Below are 17,678 nucleotides of genomic sequence, written 5' to 3'. Positions count from 1 at the left end.
GGAGCAGGCGGCCCGGCAGGCGGCCGAGCCGGCCGCGGGGCAGGCGGCGGGGCAGGCCGTGAGGCCCTGGCTGACACCGGAGGCGCGACTGCACTGGCGGCGCGAGCAGCGGCGAGCCATCGCCGCCGCCCACGCCGAGGTCTACGCGAGGGCGCTCAGCGGGAGCTGAGAACCGTGTGGGTCAGGAACTCCCCCACGTGACTGATCTCCTGGGGCACCACGCCGTGCCCGGCGCCGGCGTAGAGCACCTTGGTCAGCTTCACCGTCTTGGTGGCCCAGCCGTGGGTGTACTCCACGTGCTCGGCCGGAATGATCGGGTCCTCCTGGTCGCGGCCCCAGAAGAACGGGATCTTCGCGGCGGCCAGCGCCTCGTCGTCGAAATAGTCCTCGAGACCCTCTCCCCGACTCGGGTCCACGGCGAAGCCGGAGAGCCCGACGACGGCGGCGAACTCCTGCGGGCGGCTGCGCAGCAGCGAGGTGGCCACCGCCATCCCCATGGAGAATCCGAGCAGGGTCACCGAGCTGTGCTGGTCCTTGACCGAGGCGATCCACTCCCAGAGATCCTCCACCGCATCCCGGGCCGCCGAGGACGAGTAGGCCAGCCGCTCCACGTCCAGGTCGAACCAGGTGTAGCCGCCGACCTCCATCTTCACCGGCGCGCGCACCGAGGCGTAGGTGAAGCCGGCGGGCAGGCCCGGGACCAGGCCCATCAGGTCCTGCTCATGGGAGCCGTAGCCGTGCAGCAGCACCACCAGCGGGGTGTCGGCACGGTCTTCGGGTTCGCGGGACCAGGCGACGTGCGGGGATTCAGACATGAAGAGACCTTTGCGGGACGAGAAGAATGACCTACCTACTCTAATCAGCCCACGGGTGGATGCGTCGGGCGGGGGTCATCGGAGAGAATGCACCTGTGAGCGAAACCGACGAGACCTTCGAAACACCTGACCTTCCTGCCGACGCCGTGACTCCAGCGACTCCGCGGCACCCCTGGACCCGCTATGTGGCCCTGGGGGACTCCTTCACCGAGGGGATCGGGGATCCGGATCAGACCCGACCGGGCTACCACCGCGGCTGGGCCGACCGAGTGGCCGAGGAGCTCGCCCTCGGCGCCGCCGCTGTGGAGGGATCGCCGAAATTCTCCTACGCCAACCTGGCGGTGCGCGGAAAGCTGATCGGACAGATCCGCGACGAGCAGCTCGCCCCCGCGCTGGAGCTGCGTCCAGACCTGATCACCCTGTGTGCCGGAGGCAATGACGTGATCCGTCCGGGAGGTGACCCGGATGAGACCGCCCGGATCCTGGACACCATGGTGCAGATCCTGAGCACCACCGGGGCGACCATCATGCTGTTCAACGGCCCCGACGTGCGCGAGACCCCGGTGGTCGGCTCGATCCGTGGGAAGGTGGCGATCTTCAACGAGAACGTGCGCACCATCGCGGCCCGCCACGACGCCGTGGTCGCCGACATGTGGTCGCTGCGCGAGCTGACCCGCCCCGAGATGTGGGATGAGGACCGGCTGCACTTCTCCGCGCTGGGCCACCACACCATCGCCCGCATGGTGCTGGACACGATGAACGTCGAGCACGATCTCAAGCCCTCGGAGCCGCGACCGGTCCCGGTGCAGAGCTGGCGCGCGGCCCGGGTGGGCGACGCCGTCTGGGCGCGCCACCACCTCTTCCCCTGGGTGGTCCGGCGGCTGCGCGGACGATCCTCCGGAGATGGGGTCCACGCGAAGCGACCGACCTTCGAGCCGCTCTTCGGCGGGTCCATGCCCCCGGGCGGCGGCCCCGCAGACTCCTGAGCGGGCTCGGGCGCGGGCTCAGGCTCAGGCTCGGGCTGCATCCTCGGCGGGCGCTGAGACCGGCTCAGGCGTCCTTGGCCATGTCGTAGTGCTGCAGCACCAGGTTCTCCACCAGCTGCGCCAGCATGTAGAGCACCAGGGAGATCAGGGTGATCACCACCACCAGCGCCCAGACCCGGGTGTTCTGCGAGCGGCTGACCGCGGAGACCACGGCGTAGCCGATCCCCTCTCCGGTGGCCAGCCATTGGGCCAACAGTGCCCCGGTGAACGCGCCGGGCACCGAGATCCGCACCGCGGAGAAGAACGCCGGAAGCGCCGAGGGTGCCGCGACCTTGCGCAGGATGTCCCAGGTGGACCCGCCGTAGACGGTGACCACGTCGCGGATCTGGGGTGTGACCGAGCGCAGCCCGAACACGATGGTGACCAGCGCCGGGAACAGCACCACGATCCCACCCATGGCCGCGACCACGGCGGTGCCGCGGCCCAGCGCCAGGATGATCAGCGGGGCCAGGGCGACCAGCGGCACCGAGCGCACGATCATCGCCAGCGGCATCACCGCGGACTCCACCACCCGGCTCATCACGATCCCCACCGCGATCACCACGGCGGCGATCATCCCGGCGGTGAAGCCGATGGCGGCGTCGCGCAAGGTGACCGCGGCGAGGCCCCACATCTCGGCGCGGATCGCGGCGGCGTCCTCCTCGAGGAACAGGTGCTCATAGACGTCCAGCGGCCCCTTGCCCACGAAGTCGGAGACGTCGAAGACTTCGAGCAGACCGACCCAGAGCACCAGGATCACGGCGAGCATGATCGCGGTGTTGCCGAGCGTGCTCAGCGCGGTGCGGGTGAGAGAGCCGGCGCGGACCCCGCGGGATGCCTGAACCACTGGGGCTGCGCTCATCACACGACTCCCTTCGACCATGGTGCTGCCACCTTTCCGATCACACCGAAGAGCGCGTAGGCGCCGCCGGCCACCGCCGCGCAGAGCAGTCCGATGGCCCAGGCGCGTTCCACGTCGAGGTTCTGCTGGGCGATGATCAGCGCCAGTCCGACCCCCTGCCGGACACCGCCGACGTATTCGCCCAGGATCGCGCCGAGCAGCGCGGCCGGGGCGGCGATCTGCAGCGCGTTCAGGATCGCCGGAAGCGCGGCGATCAGCCGCACCTTGCGCAGCTGGGTGAACCGGGACCCGCCGTAGACGGTGACCACGTCGAGGCTGGCCGGGTCTGCAGACTTCAGTCCCAGCAGCGTGCCCACCACGGTGGTGAAGAAGACCGCGAGCACCGCCAGCGCCACCGCGGTGCCGGAGGGCTCCCCGGTGGCGGGGGCCCCGATCACGATGTAGAGCACCGGGGCGACCGCCACGATCGGGATGCAGTAGCTGATCACCGCGATCTGGGTGATCAGCCGCTCGGTCCAGGGCAGCACCAGCACCACCGAGGCGAGCAGGATCGCGATCAGGTTGCCCCAGAAGAAGCCGATGGCGGCCTCCTGGATGGTCACCGAGAAGTGCCCCCAGTAGAACCCGAATCCGTCGCGGAGCAGGGCCTGGATCACCCCGGCCGGGGACGGGATCCGGGCCTCGGAGAGGATGGTCAACGTCGCGGCCCACCACAGCAGGATCACCGCGCCCAGTCCGGCGAGGCTGTAGAGCGCGGCCCGGCGCCGATCGATCTCGGTGTTCATCCCGACTGGCCTCCGCCCGGGTTCTCCGCAGAGCCGAAGAGCAGCTCGGAGGCCCGGTCATGCAGGGCATGGAACTCAGGCGTGCGCATCATCGAGGGAGTCCGCGGTCGCGGCAGGTCCACGTCGATCACCTCGGCGATCCGACCGGGGCGGGCGCTCATCACGGCGACCTTGTCGGAGAGGTAGATCGCCTCGGCGATCCCGTGGGTGACCATCAGGGTGGTGGCCGGCTTCTCGGTCCAGATGCGCAGCAGCTCGTCGTTCAGACGCTGGCGGGTCATGTCATCCAGGGCGCCGAAGGGCTCGTCGAGCAGCAGCACCGAGGGCTGGACCACCAGGGCCCGGGCGATGGAGACGCGCTGGCGCATGCCACCGGAGAGCTGGCCCGGCTTGGCCTTCTCGAAGCCGTTGAGCCCGACCAGGTGGATCAGCTCGGAGACCAGCGCGTCGTCGGGCTTCTGCCCGGAGACCTCGAAGGGCAGCCGGATATTGGAGGCCACGCTGCGCCAGGGCAGCAGCGCGGCGTCCTGGAAGGCGATGCCCAGTTCGCTGTCGCTGCGCAGCTGGGCCGGGGTCTTGCCGTCGACCAGCGCGGTCCCCGAGGTCGGGGCCTCCAGTCCGGCCAGCACCCGCAGCACGGTGGACTTCCCGCAGCCCGAAGGTCCCAGCAGGGACAGGAAGCTGCCCCGGTCGGTGTGCAGGGACACGTCCTCGAGCGCGGTGAGCGTCTCCCCGCCGCCGAGTTTGAATGATTTGGTCAGTCCCTCGATCCGAAGTCCGGTGCCGCCCGGGGAGTCTCCTCCCCCAGCGGCACCCGAAAGATCGGCGCGGGACGTTTCGCCGGTCAGGGACTCCTGCCGCTGCGGTGCCGTCATCATGGTCTGCGCTCACACTCCGTCGGGGATCTCGGCGAGCTCGGGCTTCTCCTCGAGCAGCTCCTCGAGCAGCGAGAGGTCGAAGAGCTCCTCGGCGGTGACATCCACCCCGGCCCGTTCCAGACTGTCGACACTTTCGGCCTGAAGGTCCTCGGAGATGGTCAGCAGCCCGTTCTCCCGGACCTCGTCGGTCACCACCAGGTCCACCTGGATCTCTGCCTGGCGCAGCTCCTTGTCCATCTCCAGGTCCAGGTGCGCGCCGTATTCCTCCACGGCCAGGCGGGCAGCCTCCTCGGGGTCGCTCACCGCGTCCTGCCAGCCCTGCAGCTCGGCCTCCAGGAACGACTTGATCAGCTCGGGATCCTCCTCGATCATCTGCTCGGAGGTGATCAGGGCCTCCGCCACGAAGGGCAGGCCGTTCTCGCTGAGCATCAGGTCGGTGACCTCATGGCCCATCAGCTCCACGGTGATGGACTCGTTGATCACATAGGCGAAGAAGCCGTCCACCTCGCCGTCGAGCAGCGGCGCCGGGTCATACTCCACCGGGACCATCTCCACGGACTCCGGGTCGATGTCGTTGACCTCCAGCAGCGCCTCGAAGAGCGCCTCGTTGCCGCCTGCCTGCACCCCGATGGTCTTGCCCTCGAGGTCTGAAGGGGAGGCGATGTTGCCCTCGTCGGCGAGCGAGAGGATGGTGAACGGGTTGCGCTGGTACTTCGCGCCCACGATCTTCAGCGGCGCATCCTCTTCGGCGATGACCTCTCCGGTGGCCACCGCGTTGGAGGTCCCGAAGGTGGCTTCGCCGGAGGCCACCATGTTCTCGATGGGACCGGGGCCGGGGATGAACTCCACCGTCTCGAAGCCGGCCTCCTCGTAGTAGCCGTTCTCCTGAGCGAAGAACTCCCCGGCGAACTCGGCGTTCTCGACCCAGGACAGCGCGATGTTGATATCGCCGTAGCTGGCGTCCTCACCATCTTCGGCGGAGGCGCTGTTCTCGCCGCCGCAGGAGGTCAGGGCCAGCAGAGCGATGGCGGAGAAGGTGGTCAGCTTCAGCCGGCGGCTGTGGACGGGGTTCTTCATGGGGGTCTCCTTCATCAAGGGGTGCAGTGGGCGGTGGTGCGGGTGACGAGCGCAGGTTGTGGGGACGGGTTGTGGGGCGGGTGGTCAGTTGATGCCCTGCATCGCGGCGGCCGCTGCGGCATGGCGCGGGAGCACCTCGTCGAGCTCGCGCAGCTTCAGCTCTCCGGACTCGATGAGCGCGGCGCCGGCCACCAGCACATACCAGCCGCGGGCGGGCCCGGAGCGCAGCCAGCCCTCCACAGGGTCGGTGAGCGCCCCGGCCTGGGACAGCGGTGCGGATTCCCAGATGACCAGGTCGGCGCAGGCGCCGGGGTGCAGGTGGCCGATCTCCTCGGACCAGCCGAGGTTGGCGGCGGATCCGGCGGTGGCCATGGAGAGCGCCTCGCGGGCGGACATCGCCGCGGGGCCGCCGCGGTAGCGGGCGAGCAGCATCGCGCCGCGGGTCTCCATCCAGAGATTGGCCGAGTCCGAGGAGGCCGATCCGTCGCAGCCGATCCCCACCGGCATGCCCAGGGAGCGCAGCGCCTGGGCATCGGCGGTGTCTCCGGCGAGGATCATGTTGGAACTGGGGCACTGGGTCGCGCTGACACCTGCGGCGGCGAGGCGCTGGTTCTCCTCGGCGCTGCCGTAGACGTAGTGCGCCACCCAGGAGCGTGGCGTGGCCCAGCCGACGTCCTCGAAGTACTCCACCGGACGCCGACCATAGACCTCAAGCGCGTAGCTGTCCTCGTCCTTGTCCTCGGCCAGGTGGGTGTGCAGCCGCACATCGTGCTTCTCGGCCAACTCGGCGGTGGCCCGCATGATCGACTCGCTGACCGAGAACATCGAACACGGTGCCAGCGCCACCCGGGTCATCGCCCCGGGGGCCGGGTCGTGGAAGGTGGAGATCAGCCGCTCGGAGTCGCTCAGAATGGTCTCCTCGTCCTGGACCACCGACTCCGGTGGCAGCCCGCCGTCCTTCACCGAGCGGGTCATCGAGCCGCGATTCGCCATGAACCGGAACCCGATCTCGGTGGTGGCCTTGATCTGGGCGTCGATCAGATTCGGCCTGGGGTGGACGTACATGTGATCCGAGGAGGTGGTGCAGCCGCTGAGCAGCAGCTCCGCGCAGGCCACGTAGGTGGAGAGGTAGGTGGACTCCTCATCCAGCGCCGCCCATCGCGGGTAGAGCGTGGTCAGCCACGCGAAGAGCGTCCCGTTGATCGCCGGGGCGAAGGCTCGGGTCAGGTTCTGGTACATGTGGTGGTGGGTGTTCACCAGGCCCGGGGTCACCAGCCGACCTCCGGCGTCGATCACCCGAGCCGCCGCGGGCGCCGGCTGCGTGGAAGGTCCCGCGCTGTGCACCCGGCCGGCATCCAGCGCGATCCAGCCGCCGTCGATCTCTCGGCCTGCCGCCAGCGCCTGCTGCTGGGCATCCGCGCCGGAGCCGGACGCCTCGAGCACGATATAGGCGTTGGTGATCAGCGTGTCGACGCGCGTCTGGGCCGGGGGCATCCGTCCTCCTGAAAGTAGATTGGCCCCAACCTATGAAACGGATGTTTCTTCCTTCATCCTGCCCGGTTACGGGCATGTAAATGCCGATCCTGTAACGGCCCCGTAACCCGCACCTGCCTATGCTGGAGGCCGATTCCACGTCCCTTTGCCTGTCGTCGGCCACCGGAGGAGCAGACCCCATGCTTGATCGCCTGAGCTCCTATCTGGACTGCCTCCAGGACCCCGAGAACTGGGCGGTGGCAACGATTGTTTCGGTCCGCGGCTCCTCGCCGAGTCCGGTCGGCACCTCGATGGCGGTCTCCGCCGATCTGCGGATCATCGGGTCGCTCTCCGGAGGCTGCGTGGAGTCCGCGGTGGCGGTCTCCGCCCAGGATGCGCTCGCCGCAGGCGTGGTCCGCCGGGAATCCTTCGGGCCCGACGGCACCCCCTTCGGCGTCGCGGGCCTCGGCGTCGCCCTGACCTGCGGTGGGGAGATCGAGGTGCTGATCCAGCCGCTGGCCACCGCGGACCTGGGAGCGCTCCGAGCGCTCGCGGGTCAGGATCCACACACCCCCGCGACCCTGACCCGAGAGCTCCAGGACGGCGATGGTGTGCGGTTCGCCGTCACCGAGCACCGCGCGGGCGCCCCTCGACTGATCCTGAGCGGGGTCCATGACTTCTCCTTCCACCTCGCCCAGCTGGGCCTGCAGGCCGGCTGGCGTGTGGATCTGGTCGACCTCCGGCCCGCCTTCGCCACGCAGGAGCGCGTCCCCGACGGCGCCGCGCTGCACCTGGGCCACCCGGCCAGCGTGATCACCGAGCTGCTCAGTCAAGACCTGGACCGCGGCCCGGATCAAAGCCCCTGGACCGGGATCTGCGTGATGACCCATCACCCGGACCTCGACGTGCCGGTGCTGGACACGGCCTTGCGCTGGCATGGCCAGCGGGCCGACGACGCAGCCCGATGCTTCATCGGGGCCATGGGATCGCGCAGCTCGGCCCGGCGCCGGGACGCCGCCCTGGCCGAGCTGGGCCACAGCCAGGCCGCCCGGGACCGGGTGGTCTCCCCGCTCGGGCTGGACCTCGGCGCGCAGACCGCCCCAGAGGCGGCGATGTCGATGATGGCCCAGCTCATCGCGGCCAAGAACGCACCCGCGGGCGCCGCACCGCTGACCCGGGGCAGCGGGCCGATCAACACCTTGCGCCCACGCAGCGTGAGCCTCCTCGAAGAAATGGCAGTGTGACCCGTGGACATCACCAGCGTTGAGCAGACCCTGCACACCACCGACCCGGATGTCTTCGCTCCCGGCGACTCCTGGCTGGCCGGGGGCACCGTGCTCTACTCCTACGGCTATGACTTCACCAACCCGGCGCCGCGCCGCCTGCTGGACATCACCGCGGCCGGATGGGCCCCGCTGACCTGGCACGACGGCGGCGACGAAGCATCCGACGCGACCGGGGCCGGCGTGGGTGCCGTGGAGACCGGCACGGCAGGCTGGACCGGGCTGGAGATCGCCGCCACCTGCACCATCGCGCAGTTCCATGCCGCAGCCACCGAACTGGCGGCTCGCTCGGCTGCCACCGGCTCCACCATCCCCGCCGGCTCCACCGAACCCACCGACTCCGCCGCCCGGCTCGCCGAGCTGCCGGGGGTGCGCCTGATGGAGCCTGCGGCCGAGTGTTTCGTGGCCTCCTGGAAGGTCTGGAACACCTCCACCGTGGGCGGCAACGTGGTCACCGCGCTGCCCGCGGGACCGATGACCTCCTGGCTGAGCGCGATGGAGGCCACCGCACTGATCCTGTGCCCCGGCGGCACCCGGCGCACCGCGCCGGTCTCGGAGCTGCTGCGCAAGACCGGTCACACCTGGCTGGCCCCGGGCGAGCTGATCCGGGCCTTCTTCGTCCCCGCCAGCACCCTGGCGCGGCCCACGCTGATGGTCCGCGAATCCCTCACCCGCTACGGACGCTCCGCCACCCTGCTGCTGGCCTCCCCGGACCCCAGCCGAGCCCCCGGAGCCATCCGACTCACCATCACCGCGAGCACCGTGCGTCCGGTGATCCTGCAGCTGCACGCCGAGGACGACGTGGCCGAGGTGATCCGCACCCAGATCCCCGAATCGCTGTGGAACGACGACGTGCACGGTGATCGCGACTGGCGGATCGAATCCACCATCCGACTGGCCGCCGAGCTGCGCGAGGAGCTGCGCTCCCTCCCCGGCGTGGGCAGCTCCCCCGCGTTCGGCGGGTCCGACACCGGGAGACTGCCCGCGCCCACCTCGACCCGGCCGGCCGGCTCCGCCCCGACCTCCCCCACCGACACCCCTGGCGCGACCTTGCCCACGGAGGCCACCGACACCACCGACACCACCGACTTCCCCGACGCTACTGACACGAGTCCGCCCCAGGTCTTCGTGGACGGCAGACAGCTCGCCCTGGACACCGCCCCGGGCCAGTGCCTGCGCACCTTCCTGCGCGACGCAGGCTCGGCAGGAGTCAAGCGCGGCTGCGACGCCGGGGACTGCGGCGCCTGCACCGTGCACCTGGGCCGGCCCGGCGAGACCCCCACCGCTGTGCACAGCTGCATCATCCCGGCAGAACGTGTGGCCGGAGCAGAGGTCACGACCGTACAGGGACTGAGTGCTGAGGCTGTGGCGCAGGTCGAGGGCCGAGGAAACGCCGAGAGCCCCGCGGCCCTGCACGCCGCCTTGCACCCCACCCAGCGCGACTTCCTCGAGGCCCACGGGTTCCAGTGCGGCTACTGCACCCCTGGATTCCTGATGACCGCCACGGCGCGGAGCCCCTACTCTCCGGCCTCCGGGGAGCAGACCGATCCCGAGGACCCGGACACGCTGCGACGATTCAAGGGCAATCTCTGCCGGTGCAGCGGCTACTGCTCGATCAAGGACGCGCTGACCAAGACCCCACGAGTCAGCACCGACTCCGCTCCGGGCAGCAGCCCGATGCCTCCGGCGGGGCCCGCCGTGGTCACCGGCACCGCGGCCTACACCTTCGATGAGGCCGGCGAGCGCCCCCAGGAGTCGCCGCTGCACCTGGTGGTGATCCGCTCCCCGCACGCCCACGCTCATATCCGCGGCATCGACCCCGCCGCGGCGCTCGCCGCCCCCGGGGTGCTCGCCGTGCTCACCCATGAAGACGCCCCCGCCGAGCTCTACTCCTCGGCGCAGCATGAGCTGGTGGAGGATGACCCTGCGGACACTCGAGTCCTCGACGACGTGGTCCGGCACGTGGGGCAGCGGGTCGCCGTCGTGGTCGCGGAGACGCGTCGGCAGGCCGAGCGGGCCGCCGCCCTGGTCGAGGTCGACTATGAGCTGCTCCCCGCGGTGCTGGACCCCCGACAGGCCCAGGAGGACACCGCGCCGGCGATCCACGGAGACAAGGACTCCGCCACCCACCGGATCCTGTTCCCGCAGAGGAACCTCATCGCGATGGCCTCCAGCTCCCAGGGCGAGGCGGCCCAGGAGCTCTCCCGACCGGCTGAGGATCCCGGTGAAACCGGATCGGCCGAACCCGCCGGGTCCGCTGCGCAGAGCTCCGACTCCGCGAGAGGCGCCGCGTATTCGGCGAGCTTCGAGACCCATCGGACCTCCCATGTGGCCCTGGAGACCCATGGCGCGCTGGGCTGGATCGATGAGCTTGGCCGCTACACGCTCCGGTCCTCCACCCAGGTCCCGTTCCTGGTCCGGCGCACGCTCTGCCGGGTCTTCGGGCTGTCCTCGGAGGCGGTGCGGGTGTTCGCGCCCAGGGTCGGGGGCGGATTCGGCTCCAAGCAGGAGGTGCTCACCGAGGACCTGGTGCTGCTGGCCCTGCGCACCTTGGCGGCCCGCGGGATCACCCGCCCGGTGCAGCTGGAGCTGACCCGCTCCGAGGCGCTGGCGGCGACCACCACCCGGCACCCGTTCCAGATGCAGGTCTCGGTGAGCGCCTCCGCGTCGGGCCGGCTCCAGGGGCTGGCGCTGCAGGTGCTCTCCGACACCGGGGCCTATGGCAACCACGGGCCCGGGGTGATGTTCCACAGCATCACCGAGTCGATGCAGCTCTATTCGGCTCCGCATAAGCAGGTCCACGCCGAGGTCGTCTACACCAACAACCCTCCGGCCGGCGCGTTCCGCGGCTACGGGCTGAGCCAGACCACCTTCGCGGTGGACTCCGCCATGGACGAGCTGGCCCGCCGGCTCGGCGAGGATCCGCTGCGCTTCAAGGCCGCGAACATCGTGGCCCCCGGGGAGGTGCTCTTCGGCGCCGAGCATGATGATGTGGCCGCCGACGTCGACGGGCTGCAGCAGTGCCTGCAGATCATCGGGGAGAAGCTGCGCACCGGGGAGCTCACCTCGGCGGAACGGGCCCAGTGCGAGCGGCTGCTCAGCGAGGAGCGCCACGGCGGATTCGACCACGGCGGGTTCGACGACGGTGTCAGCCCCGGGCCTGCCGCCTCCCCGGTGGGTGCGACCCTTGGTGACTGGGCGGTGGGCACCGGCACGGCCGTGGCCATGATCGACACCGTCCCGCCCAACGGGCACCACTCCCACGTCACCGTCACCGCCCAGGGTGAGGGGCGCTACCTGCTCAAGGTGGGCACCGCAGAGTTCGGCAACGGCACCTCCACGGTGCACCGCCAGGTGGTTGCCGAGGTGCTGGGCACCGGCGCGGAGAAGATCCAGCTGATCCAGGCCGACACCGACGCGGTGCGCTTCGACACCGGCGCCTTCGGCTCCACCGGGATCACGGTGGGGGTGAAGGCGGCCCACGCCGCCGCGCAGGACCTGCTGGGCAAGCTCGCGGCCGATCCCGAGGCGGACCCGGTCGGCATGACCGGTGATGGCACCTGGGCCGGGACGCCGCGCTCGGTCTCCTTCAACGTGCAGGGGTTCCGGATCGCGGTGGACCGGCGCAGCGGGACCCTGGCCATCCTGCAGTCGGTCCATGCCGCCGACGCCGGGGTGGTGCTCAATGAGGCCCAGTGCCGCGGGCAGATCGAGGGCGGGGTGGCTCAGGCGCTGGGCGCGGCGATGTTCGAAGAGCTCGAGATCGACGAGTCCGGACAGGTCACCACCGACATATTGCGCAATTACCACGTGCCGCAGATGGCCGATGTGCCGCGCACCGAGGTGCACTTCGCGAAGACCCACGATCCGGTCGGTCCGATGGGCGCCAAGTCGATGTCCGAGGCCCCGTTCAACCCGGTGGCCCCGGCGCTGGGCAATGCGATCCGGGATGCGATCGGGCTGCGGATGACCCGCACCCCGTTCCGGAAGGACCGGATCGCGCAGGCGCTGCGCCGGGCTTCGACGAGTCCCACCGCGGTGGCCCCGCGGAGCTGATCAGGCCCCGTGGAGCGGCGCTGCCGTCCTCGGGCCGGGGCCGCTCCAGCGGTCCAGATCCTGAGGCGTATCGATGTCCTGCGCCTGGGCGATCCCGCTGAGATCGACCGCCTCGATCAGCTCCGGATGGGCCCTCAGGTAGGGGCGCGCTCCGGCATCTCCGAGCGCGATCGCCGCGGCCGCCTGGGCTGCGGCCAGGTCGAAGACCACCGGGTGCGTTCGAGTGCCGCGGATCAGGCCCTGGGTGATCCGCCCGGGAGCGTGGGCCTGGAGCACCCGGCGCAGGGCGACCGCGCCGATGCCGGGCTGATCCACCAGCACGACGGCGACCCGGCCGGCTCCCTGCTGGGCCGCGGCTTCCACGCCGGCACGGAAGGAGGCGGAGAGTCCCTGCTCCCAGTCCGGGCAGAGGACCCATTCCGCATCCGCCAGGCCGGGACCTTGAAACAGCTGCTCCCGGACCGGCTCGGCCCGATGTCCGAGCACGATCAGCGGACGGGTGTCGGCCTCGCGGGCACAGCGCAGCGCCCGCGAGGCCAGGGTCTCACCACCGATCCGCAGCAGCGCCTTGCCTCGGCCCCCGAGTCGAGTCCCGGCCCCGGCGGCGAGGATCACGGTCACGTCGGGACTCGGCATCAGGGCGGTGTTCCGCTCAGGCGCGCGCCGAGGCGGCCTGGCCGAGCAGGACCAGCTTCTCCCCCAGCCCGTAGCTGCGGTTCGCCAGCTGCCGGACGTACCCCTTGGCGATCATCGTGCGCAGCAGTCGGTGCGCCGTCGGTGCTGGCAGCCCGGTCTCTCCGGCGAGCTCGCTGAGGCTCAGCTGTCCCCCATGAGCGTTGATCACCTCGAGGATGTCCAGCGCTCGATCCACCGACTGCACCCCCTGGGTGCGGTGCTCCGCGGCACGGGTTCTCGTTGTCACGCGCGCCTCGCTGGGTGGCGCTGGTGCGTCGAGTGCTTCTGTCACGGCCTGCTCCTTCTGCTCATCCATGCTTGGCTCAGCGCCGGAGGGCGCTGAGTTCAGAGCTGCCTCGTCCATGCCGGCCGCCCACTCCGGGCGAGCTCCCCGGTCCCTGCAGAAACCCGCCCACCGGGGCCAGTGCGCTGGTGGTGTCCTGGGCGGTGTAGAGCGGGGTGCCGCGCAGCACCGCGCCGACCACGGTGCCGGTGATCTCATAGTGGTCATAGGCCGAGATCGGGTTCTTATGGGCCAGTCCTGCGGCGGAGATGAGGTTGGTCTGTCTCGGGTCGTAGATGACCAGGTCCGCGTCCCTGCCCAGCGCGATGCTTCCCTTCCGGTGCAGCCCGGCCAGCAGCGCGGTGTTGGTGGCCATCCAGGCGCTGACCGTCTCGATCCCGATGCCGCGCAGCCGGGCCTCATGGGCCACCGCGGAGAATCCCACCTGCAGCCCGGAGATTCCGCCCCAGGCCTGTTGCAGATCGGGCGCCCCCCGGCGCTTCTCCTCTGCGGTGGAGGGCGAGTGATCACTGACCACGGCGTCGATGATGCCCTCGCGCAGTCCCTCCCAGAGCGCCTCGCGGTTGCCGCGGTCACGGATGGGCGGGCAGCATTTGAACTCCGCCGCCCCGTCCGGGATCGCCTCGGCGTCGAAGCAGAGGTAGTGCGGGCAGGTCTCGACGGTCAGCGGGAGGCCCTCATCGCGGGCCTGGGCGATGATGTCCAGGGCGCGGGCCGAGGCCAGGTGCAGGATGTGGGTGCGGCAGCCGGTCTCGCGCACCGCTTCGATCAGGTCGCTGACCGCCGCGACCTCGGCGTCGTGGGGCCGGGTCTGGGCCCAGTCTGCATAGTGGCTGAGCCGGCGTCGTCCTCCGGTGAGCTCGCTGGCCCGCTCGATGGTCTCGGCGTCCTCGGCGTGGACGATCACCAGCCCGTCGAAGCTGGCGACCTCGGTCATTGCTTCACGCAGCTGAGAGGCGTTGACCGGGGGAAATTCGTCCACCCCCGAGGGCAGCAGGAAGCACTTGAAGCCGAAGACCCCAGCCTCCCAGAGCGGCCGCAGCTGTGGGGTGTTGCCCGGGACGATCCCGCCCCAGAAGCCGACCTCGACGAAGGTCTGCCCGGCGGCGGCCTGCTGTTTGATCCGCAGCGATTCCACGTCCACGGTGGGCGGGATGGAGTTCAGCGGCATGTCCACCACCGTGGTAACCCCGCCCAGCGCCGCGGCCATGGTTCCGGTCGCGAAGCCCTCCCAGCTGGTCCGGCCGGGCTCGTTGATGTGTACATGGGTGTCGACGTTGCCGGGCAGCACCTGATGCCGCGGATCGACCACGGTCATTCCCGCACCGGCGCCGACGTCGCTGGCCTTGACGATCTCGGCGCGACGTCGTCCCTCCCCCGGGCTGAGTCGGTGGATCCGGACGATCTCGCCCCCGAGGATCTCCAGGTGGGCCGGGGCGAACTCGCCCTCGAGCAGGACCTGCTCGGCGATGAGGTGGCGCAGCATCATCGGCTCGGCTCCGCTTCTGCTGCGGGTGCTGCCGCGGGGCCTGCGGTCGGGTCTGGGGAGGGGGACGTGGCGGGGGCGCGATCCGTCGGGGCCTGTTTCGGCAGCACCGCGTTCAGCACGACCGCACTGAGCATCGCCGGCACGATTCCGGAGGACAGCAGCAGCGCGATGTCTGCGGAGAAGGCGGCGGTGACCTCCTCCGGGGCGAAGGAGAAGCCGATGCCGAGCCCGAGGGAGACCGCGATGATCAGCATGGCGCGGCGGTTGAGCACCTCGCTGCCGACCACCTGGATGCCTGCGGAGGCGACCATCGAGAACATCACCAGCACCGCACCGCCGAGCACGGCGTAGGGGATGGTGCTGAAGAAGGCGGCGAACTTCGGCACGAAGCCGGCCAGCAGCAGGATGCCGCCGGCCAGTGCGACGACGAACCGGCTGACCACCCCGCTGAGCACCACGACCCCGGTGTTCTGGCTGAACGTGGTGTTGGGCATGGCGCCGAAGAGTGCGCCCAGCGAGGTGCCGATGCCATCGGCCATGACACCGCCGCTGAGCTGACGCGAGGTCGGGGTCTTGCCGATTGCGGTGCGCGAGACCGCGGTGAGGTCCCCGATGGACTCCATCGAGGAGGCCAGCGCGATGATGGTGATCGCGATGATGGCGGCGCTGGTGAAGTCCAGGCCGAAGTGCAGCGGCGTCGGGGCGAAGATCCAGTCGGCCTCGGCCACGGCCTGCAGGCTCACCATGCCGAAGGCGGCCGCCACGGCGTAGCCGATGAGGAGACCGATCAGCACGGAGGCCACCGAGAGGAAGCCGCGGCCGAACTGGTTGCATGCCACGGTCACGACGACCACCAGGGCGGCGATGCCGAAGTGGAACAGCGCGCCGTAGTCGCCCGCGGCCTGGGCGGGAGCCCCGCCGGCGGCGTAGTCGATCGCGGTGGGCATCAGCTTGATCCCGATGATCAGGATGATGACCCCGCAGACCAGCGGCGGGAAGAGCCGGGAGATCCAGTGCAGCGCCCCGCCGAAGATCACCTGGACGAACCCTGCCACGAAGGCTCCGCCGAAGACCGCGGCGATGCCGAACTCCTGGGCGATCGGGATCGCCACCGCGAGGAACGCGAAGCTGGTGCCCTGCATCACCGGCAGCCGAGACCCGATGGGCCCCGCGCCGAGGGTCTGCAGCAGGGTGGTCACACCGGAGACGATCATCGCCAGCTGCACCATCAGGGTGGTCTCTCCGGCGGCCATGCCGATGGCGGTGGCCACGATCAGCGGAGGCGCCGCGTTGCCGACGAACATCGCCAGCAGATGCTGGATGGCGAGCGGGAATGCTCGGCGCAGCGGCGGCATCTGGTCCACCGGGCTGGGCGTCGCCGACACTGCGTGCGCGGCGTCAGGCTCCGCCGGGGAGGCCTGCGCCTCGTCGGTGGTGCGGGCTGCGGTGGTCTCGGCACTCATGGGAGCAACTTCCTGTCACGGTGAAACCGGCTGGTTGCTCCCACGGTATGAGTCCGTTGTTAGGGCCGTGTTTCCGAGCGATTACCGCCAAGAGAAACATGCGTTCCGCGTTTCATGCGCTACGGAACACCTGTTTCTCACACCCGGTGCAGGTGGTCAGCAGAAGCCGCCCAGCCACTCCCAGGCATGCGGCCGGGCGGGGGCGTCGCGGCGGGTCACCGAGGCGTTCATCAGGCCATAGGGCCGGTCTCCGGCCTGGAAGACCTCGTTCGGGTTCTCCAGGTCGAAGCGGCTCAGGTCCACCACATAGTGGTGGTTGTTGGGCATCACGAAGCGGATGTCCTCGATCTCGGGCACGGCGCCGAGCACCGCCTCACCGGCGGCGTAGAGCGTCTGCTGCAGGGACAGCGAATGCACCAGCGCGAACTGCTCCAGCACGAGCTGCTTGACCCTGGCGTAGACCGCGTCGAAGTCGGTCTCCGCCGCGGCATCCTCCGCGAAGAGCCAGCGGGCGGTGATGTCCGTGGCCATGATCCGGTCCTGGGTCTCCGGCAGGGTGGTGTACCGGTCCCGGGGGAATCCGGAGAACTCGCTGCCGGTGGTCTTGAGCACGGTGAGATCGCTGAACCCGCCCAGCAGGTGTTCCTCTCCGTCCTGGATGGTGAGCGCGGCGGTGCGGATCTCCTGCTTGGACTTCACGAAGGAATGCTCATGAGCGCGCAGCTCTCCCTCGGGTCCGGGCACCTGGATCCGTTCCCAGGGGTAGGACTCCGCGGTCCAGCGACCCCCGGCGACCTCGTCCTGGGCGGTGAAGTGCCGGCCCAGCAGCCGCAGGAACTCCTCCGGGGTGGAGATCCCGTGTTCCTTGGCGAAGGCGTAGACCGTGTTCTTCTGGGTATCGGTGGCGATGACCCGGGAGTTGTCTCCGCTGCGGTAGCAGTCGGTGAAGTCCCCGCGCAGCAGGGAGCTCACATTGAGGTCCATGAGCGTATGGACCGGAGTCTCCCGGTTGACTCGGACCACCCGGACCTCGGCCTTGCCGTATTGGTTCGGACCGAGGACGACGTCAGAACTGCTCATGGGTGCTCCTGTTTCTAGGTGAGGCGCGGTCGTGTCGGGGCATGGGTGCCGGCAGCATTTCCTGGAGCGGCCGGGCTGGGGACTCAGCTGCCCCGGTAGGTGGTGTAGCCGAAGGGACTCAGCAGCAGCGGCACGTGATAGTGCTCGGCGGAGGCCTGCACGGAGAATGCGAGGCTCACCTGGGGAAAGAAGTGCTCGACCCCGCGGGCGTCGAAGTGTTCCCCGGTGGCGAAGACCAGTTCGTAGGTCCCGGGGGTCAGCGACTCCGGGCCGAGATCGCCGACGCGCCCGTCGGCGTCGGTGGTGCCGGCGGCGATCTGCTGCTGCTCCGGTCCGCGCAGGGTGACCTGGATGCCCTCGGCGGGGGTTCCGGTGCTGGTGTCCAGGACGTGGGTGGTGATCAGGCTCATCGT

The 17,678-nt window shown here is 70.1% G+C and carries 15 protein-coding genes; 3 read left to right on the top strand and 12 right to left on the bottom strand.

The window, feature by feature from the left end; genetic code table 11:
* Positions 1 to 155: 155 nt before the first annotated feature.
* A complete protein-coding gene (locus tag I2487_RS08120) occupies positions 156 to 815 on the bottom strand; it encodes an alpha/beta hydrolase (protein WP_207170521.1) in 660 nt (219 codons plus the stop codon).
* A gap of 59 nt (positions 816 to 874) precedes the next feature.
* On the opposite strand from I2487_RS08120, the gene I2487_RS08115 reads away from it, so the two are divergent.
* On the top strand, positions 875 to 1,801 hold the full coding sequence (locus I2487_RS08115) for an SGNH/GDSL hydrolase family protein (protein WP_207170520.1): 927 nt from the start codon (positions 875 to 877) through the stop codon (positions 1,799 to 1,801).
* Between the two features lie 64 nt (positions 1,802 to 1,865).
* Here the strand turns inward: I2487_RS08115 and I2487_RS08110 are convergent, their stop codons facing one another.
* The 5 genes from I2487_RS08110 to I2487_RS08090 all read right to left on the bottom strand — a co-directional run bounded on the left by I2487_RS08110 (position 1,866) and on the right by I2487_RS08090 (position 6,936).
* Complete coding sequence (locus I2487_RS08110) at positions 1,866 to 2,702, bottom strand: ABC transporter permease (protein WP_255546068.1); 837 nt, start codon at positions 2,700 to 2,702, stop codon at positions 1,866 to 1,868.
* Positions 2,702 to 3,487 carry an ABC transporter permease gene (locus tag I2487_RS08105; RefSeq protein WP_207170518.1) on the bottom strand — a complete coding sequence of 262 codons (786 nt, stop codon included), beginning with the start codon at positions 3,485 to 3,487 and terminating at the stop codon, positions 2,702 to 2,704. The genes I2487_RS08110 and I2487_RS08105 overlap by 1 nt, the downstream gene beginning before the upstream one ends.
* Positions 3,484 to 4,365, bottom strand: coding sequence for an ABC transporter ATP-binding protein (locus I2487_RS08100; RefSeq protein WP_255546067.1), 882 nt, complete (start codon positions 4,363 to 4,365; stop codon positions 3,484 to 3,486). Before I2487_RS08100 ends, I2487_RS08105 begins: the two co-directional genes overlap by 4 nt.
* A 9-nt stretch (positions 4,366 to 4,374) precedes the next feature.
* On the bottom strand, positions 4,375 to 5,442 hold the full coding sequence (locus tag I2487_RS08095) for an ABC transporter substrate-binding protein (RefSeq protein WP_207170517.1): 1,068 nt from the start codon (positions 5,440 to 5,442) through the stop codon (positions 4,375 to 4,377).
* A gap of 84 nt (positions 5,443 to 5,526) precedes the next feature.
* Positions 5,527 to 6,936 carry an amidohydrolase family protein gene (locus tag I2487_RS08090; RefSeq protein ID WP_207170516.1) on the bottom strand — a complete coding sequence of 470 codons (1,410 nt, stop codon included), beginning with the start codon at positions 6,934 to 6,936 and terminating at the stop codon, positions 5,527 to 5,529.
* A gap of 179 nt (positions 6,937 to 7,115) precedes the next feature.
* Here I2487_RS08090 and I2487_RS08085 point away from each other — a divergent pair, with 179 nt between their 5' ends.
* Together I2487_RS08085 and I2487_RS08080 are read left to right on the top strand one after the other, a co-directional pair.
* Positions 7,116 to 8,159 (top strand): XdhC family protein, encoded by a 1,044-nt coding sequence (locus I2487_RS08085; protein WP_207170515.1) that lies wholly within the window; start codon positions 7,116 to 7,118, stop codon positions 8,157 to 8,159.
* Positions 8,160 to 8,162: 3 nt separating this feature from the next.
* Entirely contained in the window at positions 8,163 to 12,254 is a 4,092-nt protein-coding gene (locus I2487_RS08080) for a molybdopterin cofactor-binding domain-containing protein (protein WP_207170514.1), read from the top strand.
* Here I2487_RS08080 and I2487_RS08075 read toward each other — a convergent pair whose 3' ends face one another.
* From I2487_RS08075 to uraH, 6 genes are all read right to left on the bottom strand, one after another.
* On the bottom strand, positions 12,255 to 12,890 hold the full coding sequence (locus tag I2487_RS08075) for a nucleotidyltransferase family protein (protein ID WP_207170513.1): 636 nt from the start codon (positions 12,888 to 12,890) through the stop codon (positions 12,255 to 12,257).
* A gap of 16 nt (positions 12,891 to 12,906) precedes the next feature.
* Positions 12,907 to 13,221, bottom strand: a complete 315-nt coding sequence (locus I2487_RS08070; protein ID WP_345941366.1) for a helix-turn-helix domain-containing protein — start codon at positions 13,219 to 13,221, stop codon at positions 12,907 to 12,909.
* Positions 13,222 to 13,252: 31 nt separating this feature from the next.
* Positions 13,253 to 14,719 carry an allantoinase AllB gene (gene allB / locus I2487_RS08065; protein WP_518523712.1) on the bottom strand — a complete coding sequence of 489 codons (1,467 nt, stop codon included), beginning with the start codon at positions 14,717 to 14,719 and terminating at the stop codon, positions 13,253 to 13,255.
* Entirely contained in the window at positions 14,719 to 16,185 is a 1,467-nt protein-coding gene (locus tag I2487_RS08060) for a uracil-xanthine permease family protein (RefSeq protein ID WP_207173028.1), read from the bottom strand. Before I2487_RS08060 ends, allB begins: the two co-directional genes overlap by 1 nt.
* A 156-nt stretch (positions 16,186 to 16,341) precedes the next feature.
* Positions 16,342 to 17,265 (bottom strand): factor-independent urate hydroxylase, encoded by a 924-nt coding sequence (pucL, locus tag I2487_RS08055; RefSeq protein ID WP_207170502.1) that lies wholly within the window; start codon positions 17,263 to 17,265, stop codon positions 16,342 to 16,344.
* Positions 17,266 to 17,348: 83 nt separating this feature from the next.
* The gene (gene uraH / locus I2487_RS08050) at positions 17,349 to 17,675 is read right to left on the bottom strand and encodes a hydroxyisourate hydrolase (protein ID WP_207170501.1); all 327 of its coding nucleotides are present in this window, start codon (positions 17,673 to 17,675) and stop codon (positions 17,349 to 17,351) included.
* Between the last annotated feature and the right edge of the window lie 3 nt (positions 17,676 to 17,678).

The sequence above is a fragment of the Nesterenkonia sp. E16_10 genome (assembly GCF_017347085.1).
GTDB lineage: Bacteria > Actinomycetota > Actinomycetes > Actinomycetales > Micrococcaceae > Nesterenkonia.
The sequence above is the reverse complement of the archived record's forward strand: the minus strand, read 5'-3'. Positions and strand labels throughout refer to the sequence as shown.

Coding starts and splice junctions, on each gene's coding strand:
- pucL (WP_207170502.1), bottom strand. CDS start 17,265: ATGAGCAGTTCTGACGTCGTCCTCGGTCCGAACCAATACGGCAAGGCC.
- I2487_RS08075 (WP_207170513.1), bottom strand. CDS start 12,890: ATGCCGAGTCCCGACGTGACCGTGATCCTCGCCGCCGGGGCCGGGACT.
- I2487_RS08060 (WP_207173028.1), bottom strand. CDS start 16,185: ATGAGTGCCGAGACCACCGCAGCCCGCACCACCGACGAGGCGCAGGCC.
- I2487_RS08090 (WP_207170516.1), bottom strand. CDS start 6,936: ATGCCCCCGGCCCAGACGCGCGTCGACACGCTGATCACCAACGCCTAT.
- I2487_RS08095 (WP_207170517.1), bottom strand. CDS start 5,442: ATGAAGAACCCCGTCCACAGCCGCCGGCTGAAGCTGACCACCTTCTCC.
- uraH (WP_207170501.1), bottom strand. CDS start 17,675: ATGAGCCTGATCACCACCCACGTCCTGGACACCAGCACCGGAACCCCC.
- I2487_RS08100 (WP_255546067.1), bottom strand. CDS start 4,365: ATGATGACGGCACCGCAGCGGCAGGAGTCCCTGACCGGCGAAACGTCC.
- I2487_RS08120 (WP_207170521.1), bottom strand. CDS start 815: ATGTCTGAATCCCCGCACGTCGCCTGGTCCCGCGAACCCGAAGACCGT.
- I2487_RS08105 (WP_207170518.1), bottom strand. CDS start 3,487: ATGAACACCGAGATCGATCGGCGCCGGGCCGCGCTCTACAGCCTCGCC.
- I2487_RS08085 (WP_207170515.1), top strand. CDS start 7,116: ATGCTTGATCGCCTGAGCTCCTATCTGGACTGCCTCCAGGACCCCGAG.
- allB (WP_518523712.1), bottom strand. CDS start 14,719: ATGCTGCGCCACCTCATCGCCGAGCAGGTCCTGCTCGAGGGCGAGTTC.
- I2487_RS08110 (WP_255546068.1), bottom strand. CDS start 2,702: ATGAGCGCAGCCCCAGTGGTTCAGGCATCCCGCGGGGTCCGCGCCGGC.
- I2487_RS08115 (WP_207170520.1), top strand. CDS start 875: ATGCGTCGGGCGGGGGTCATCGGAGAGAATGCACCTGTGAGCGAAACC.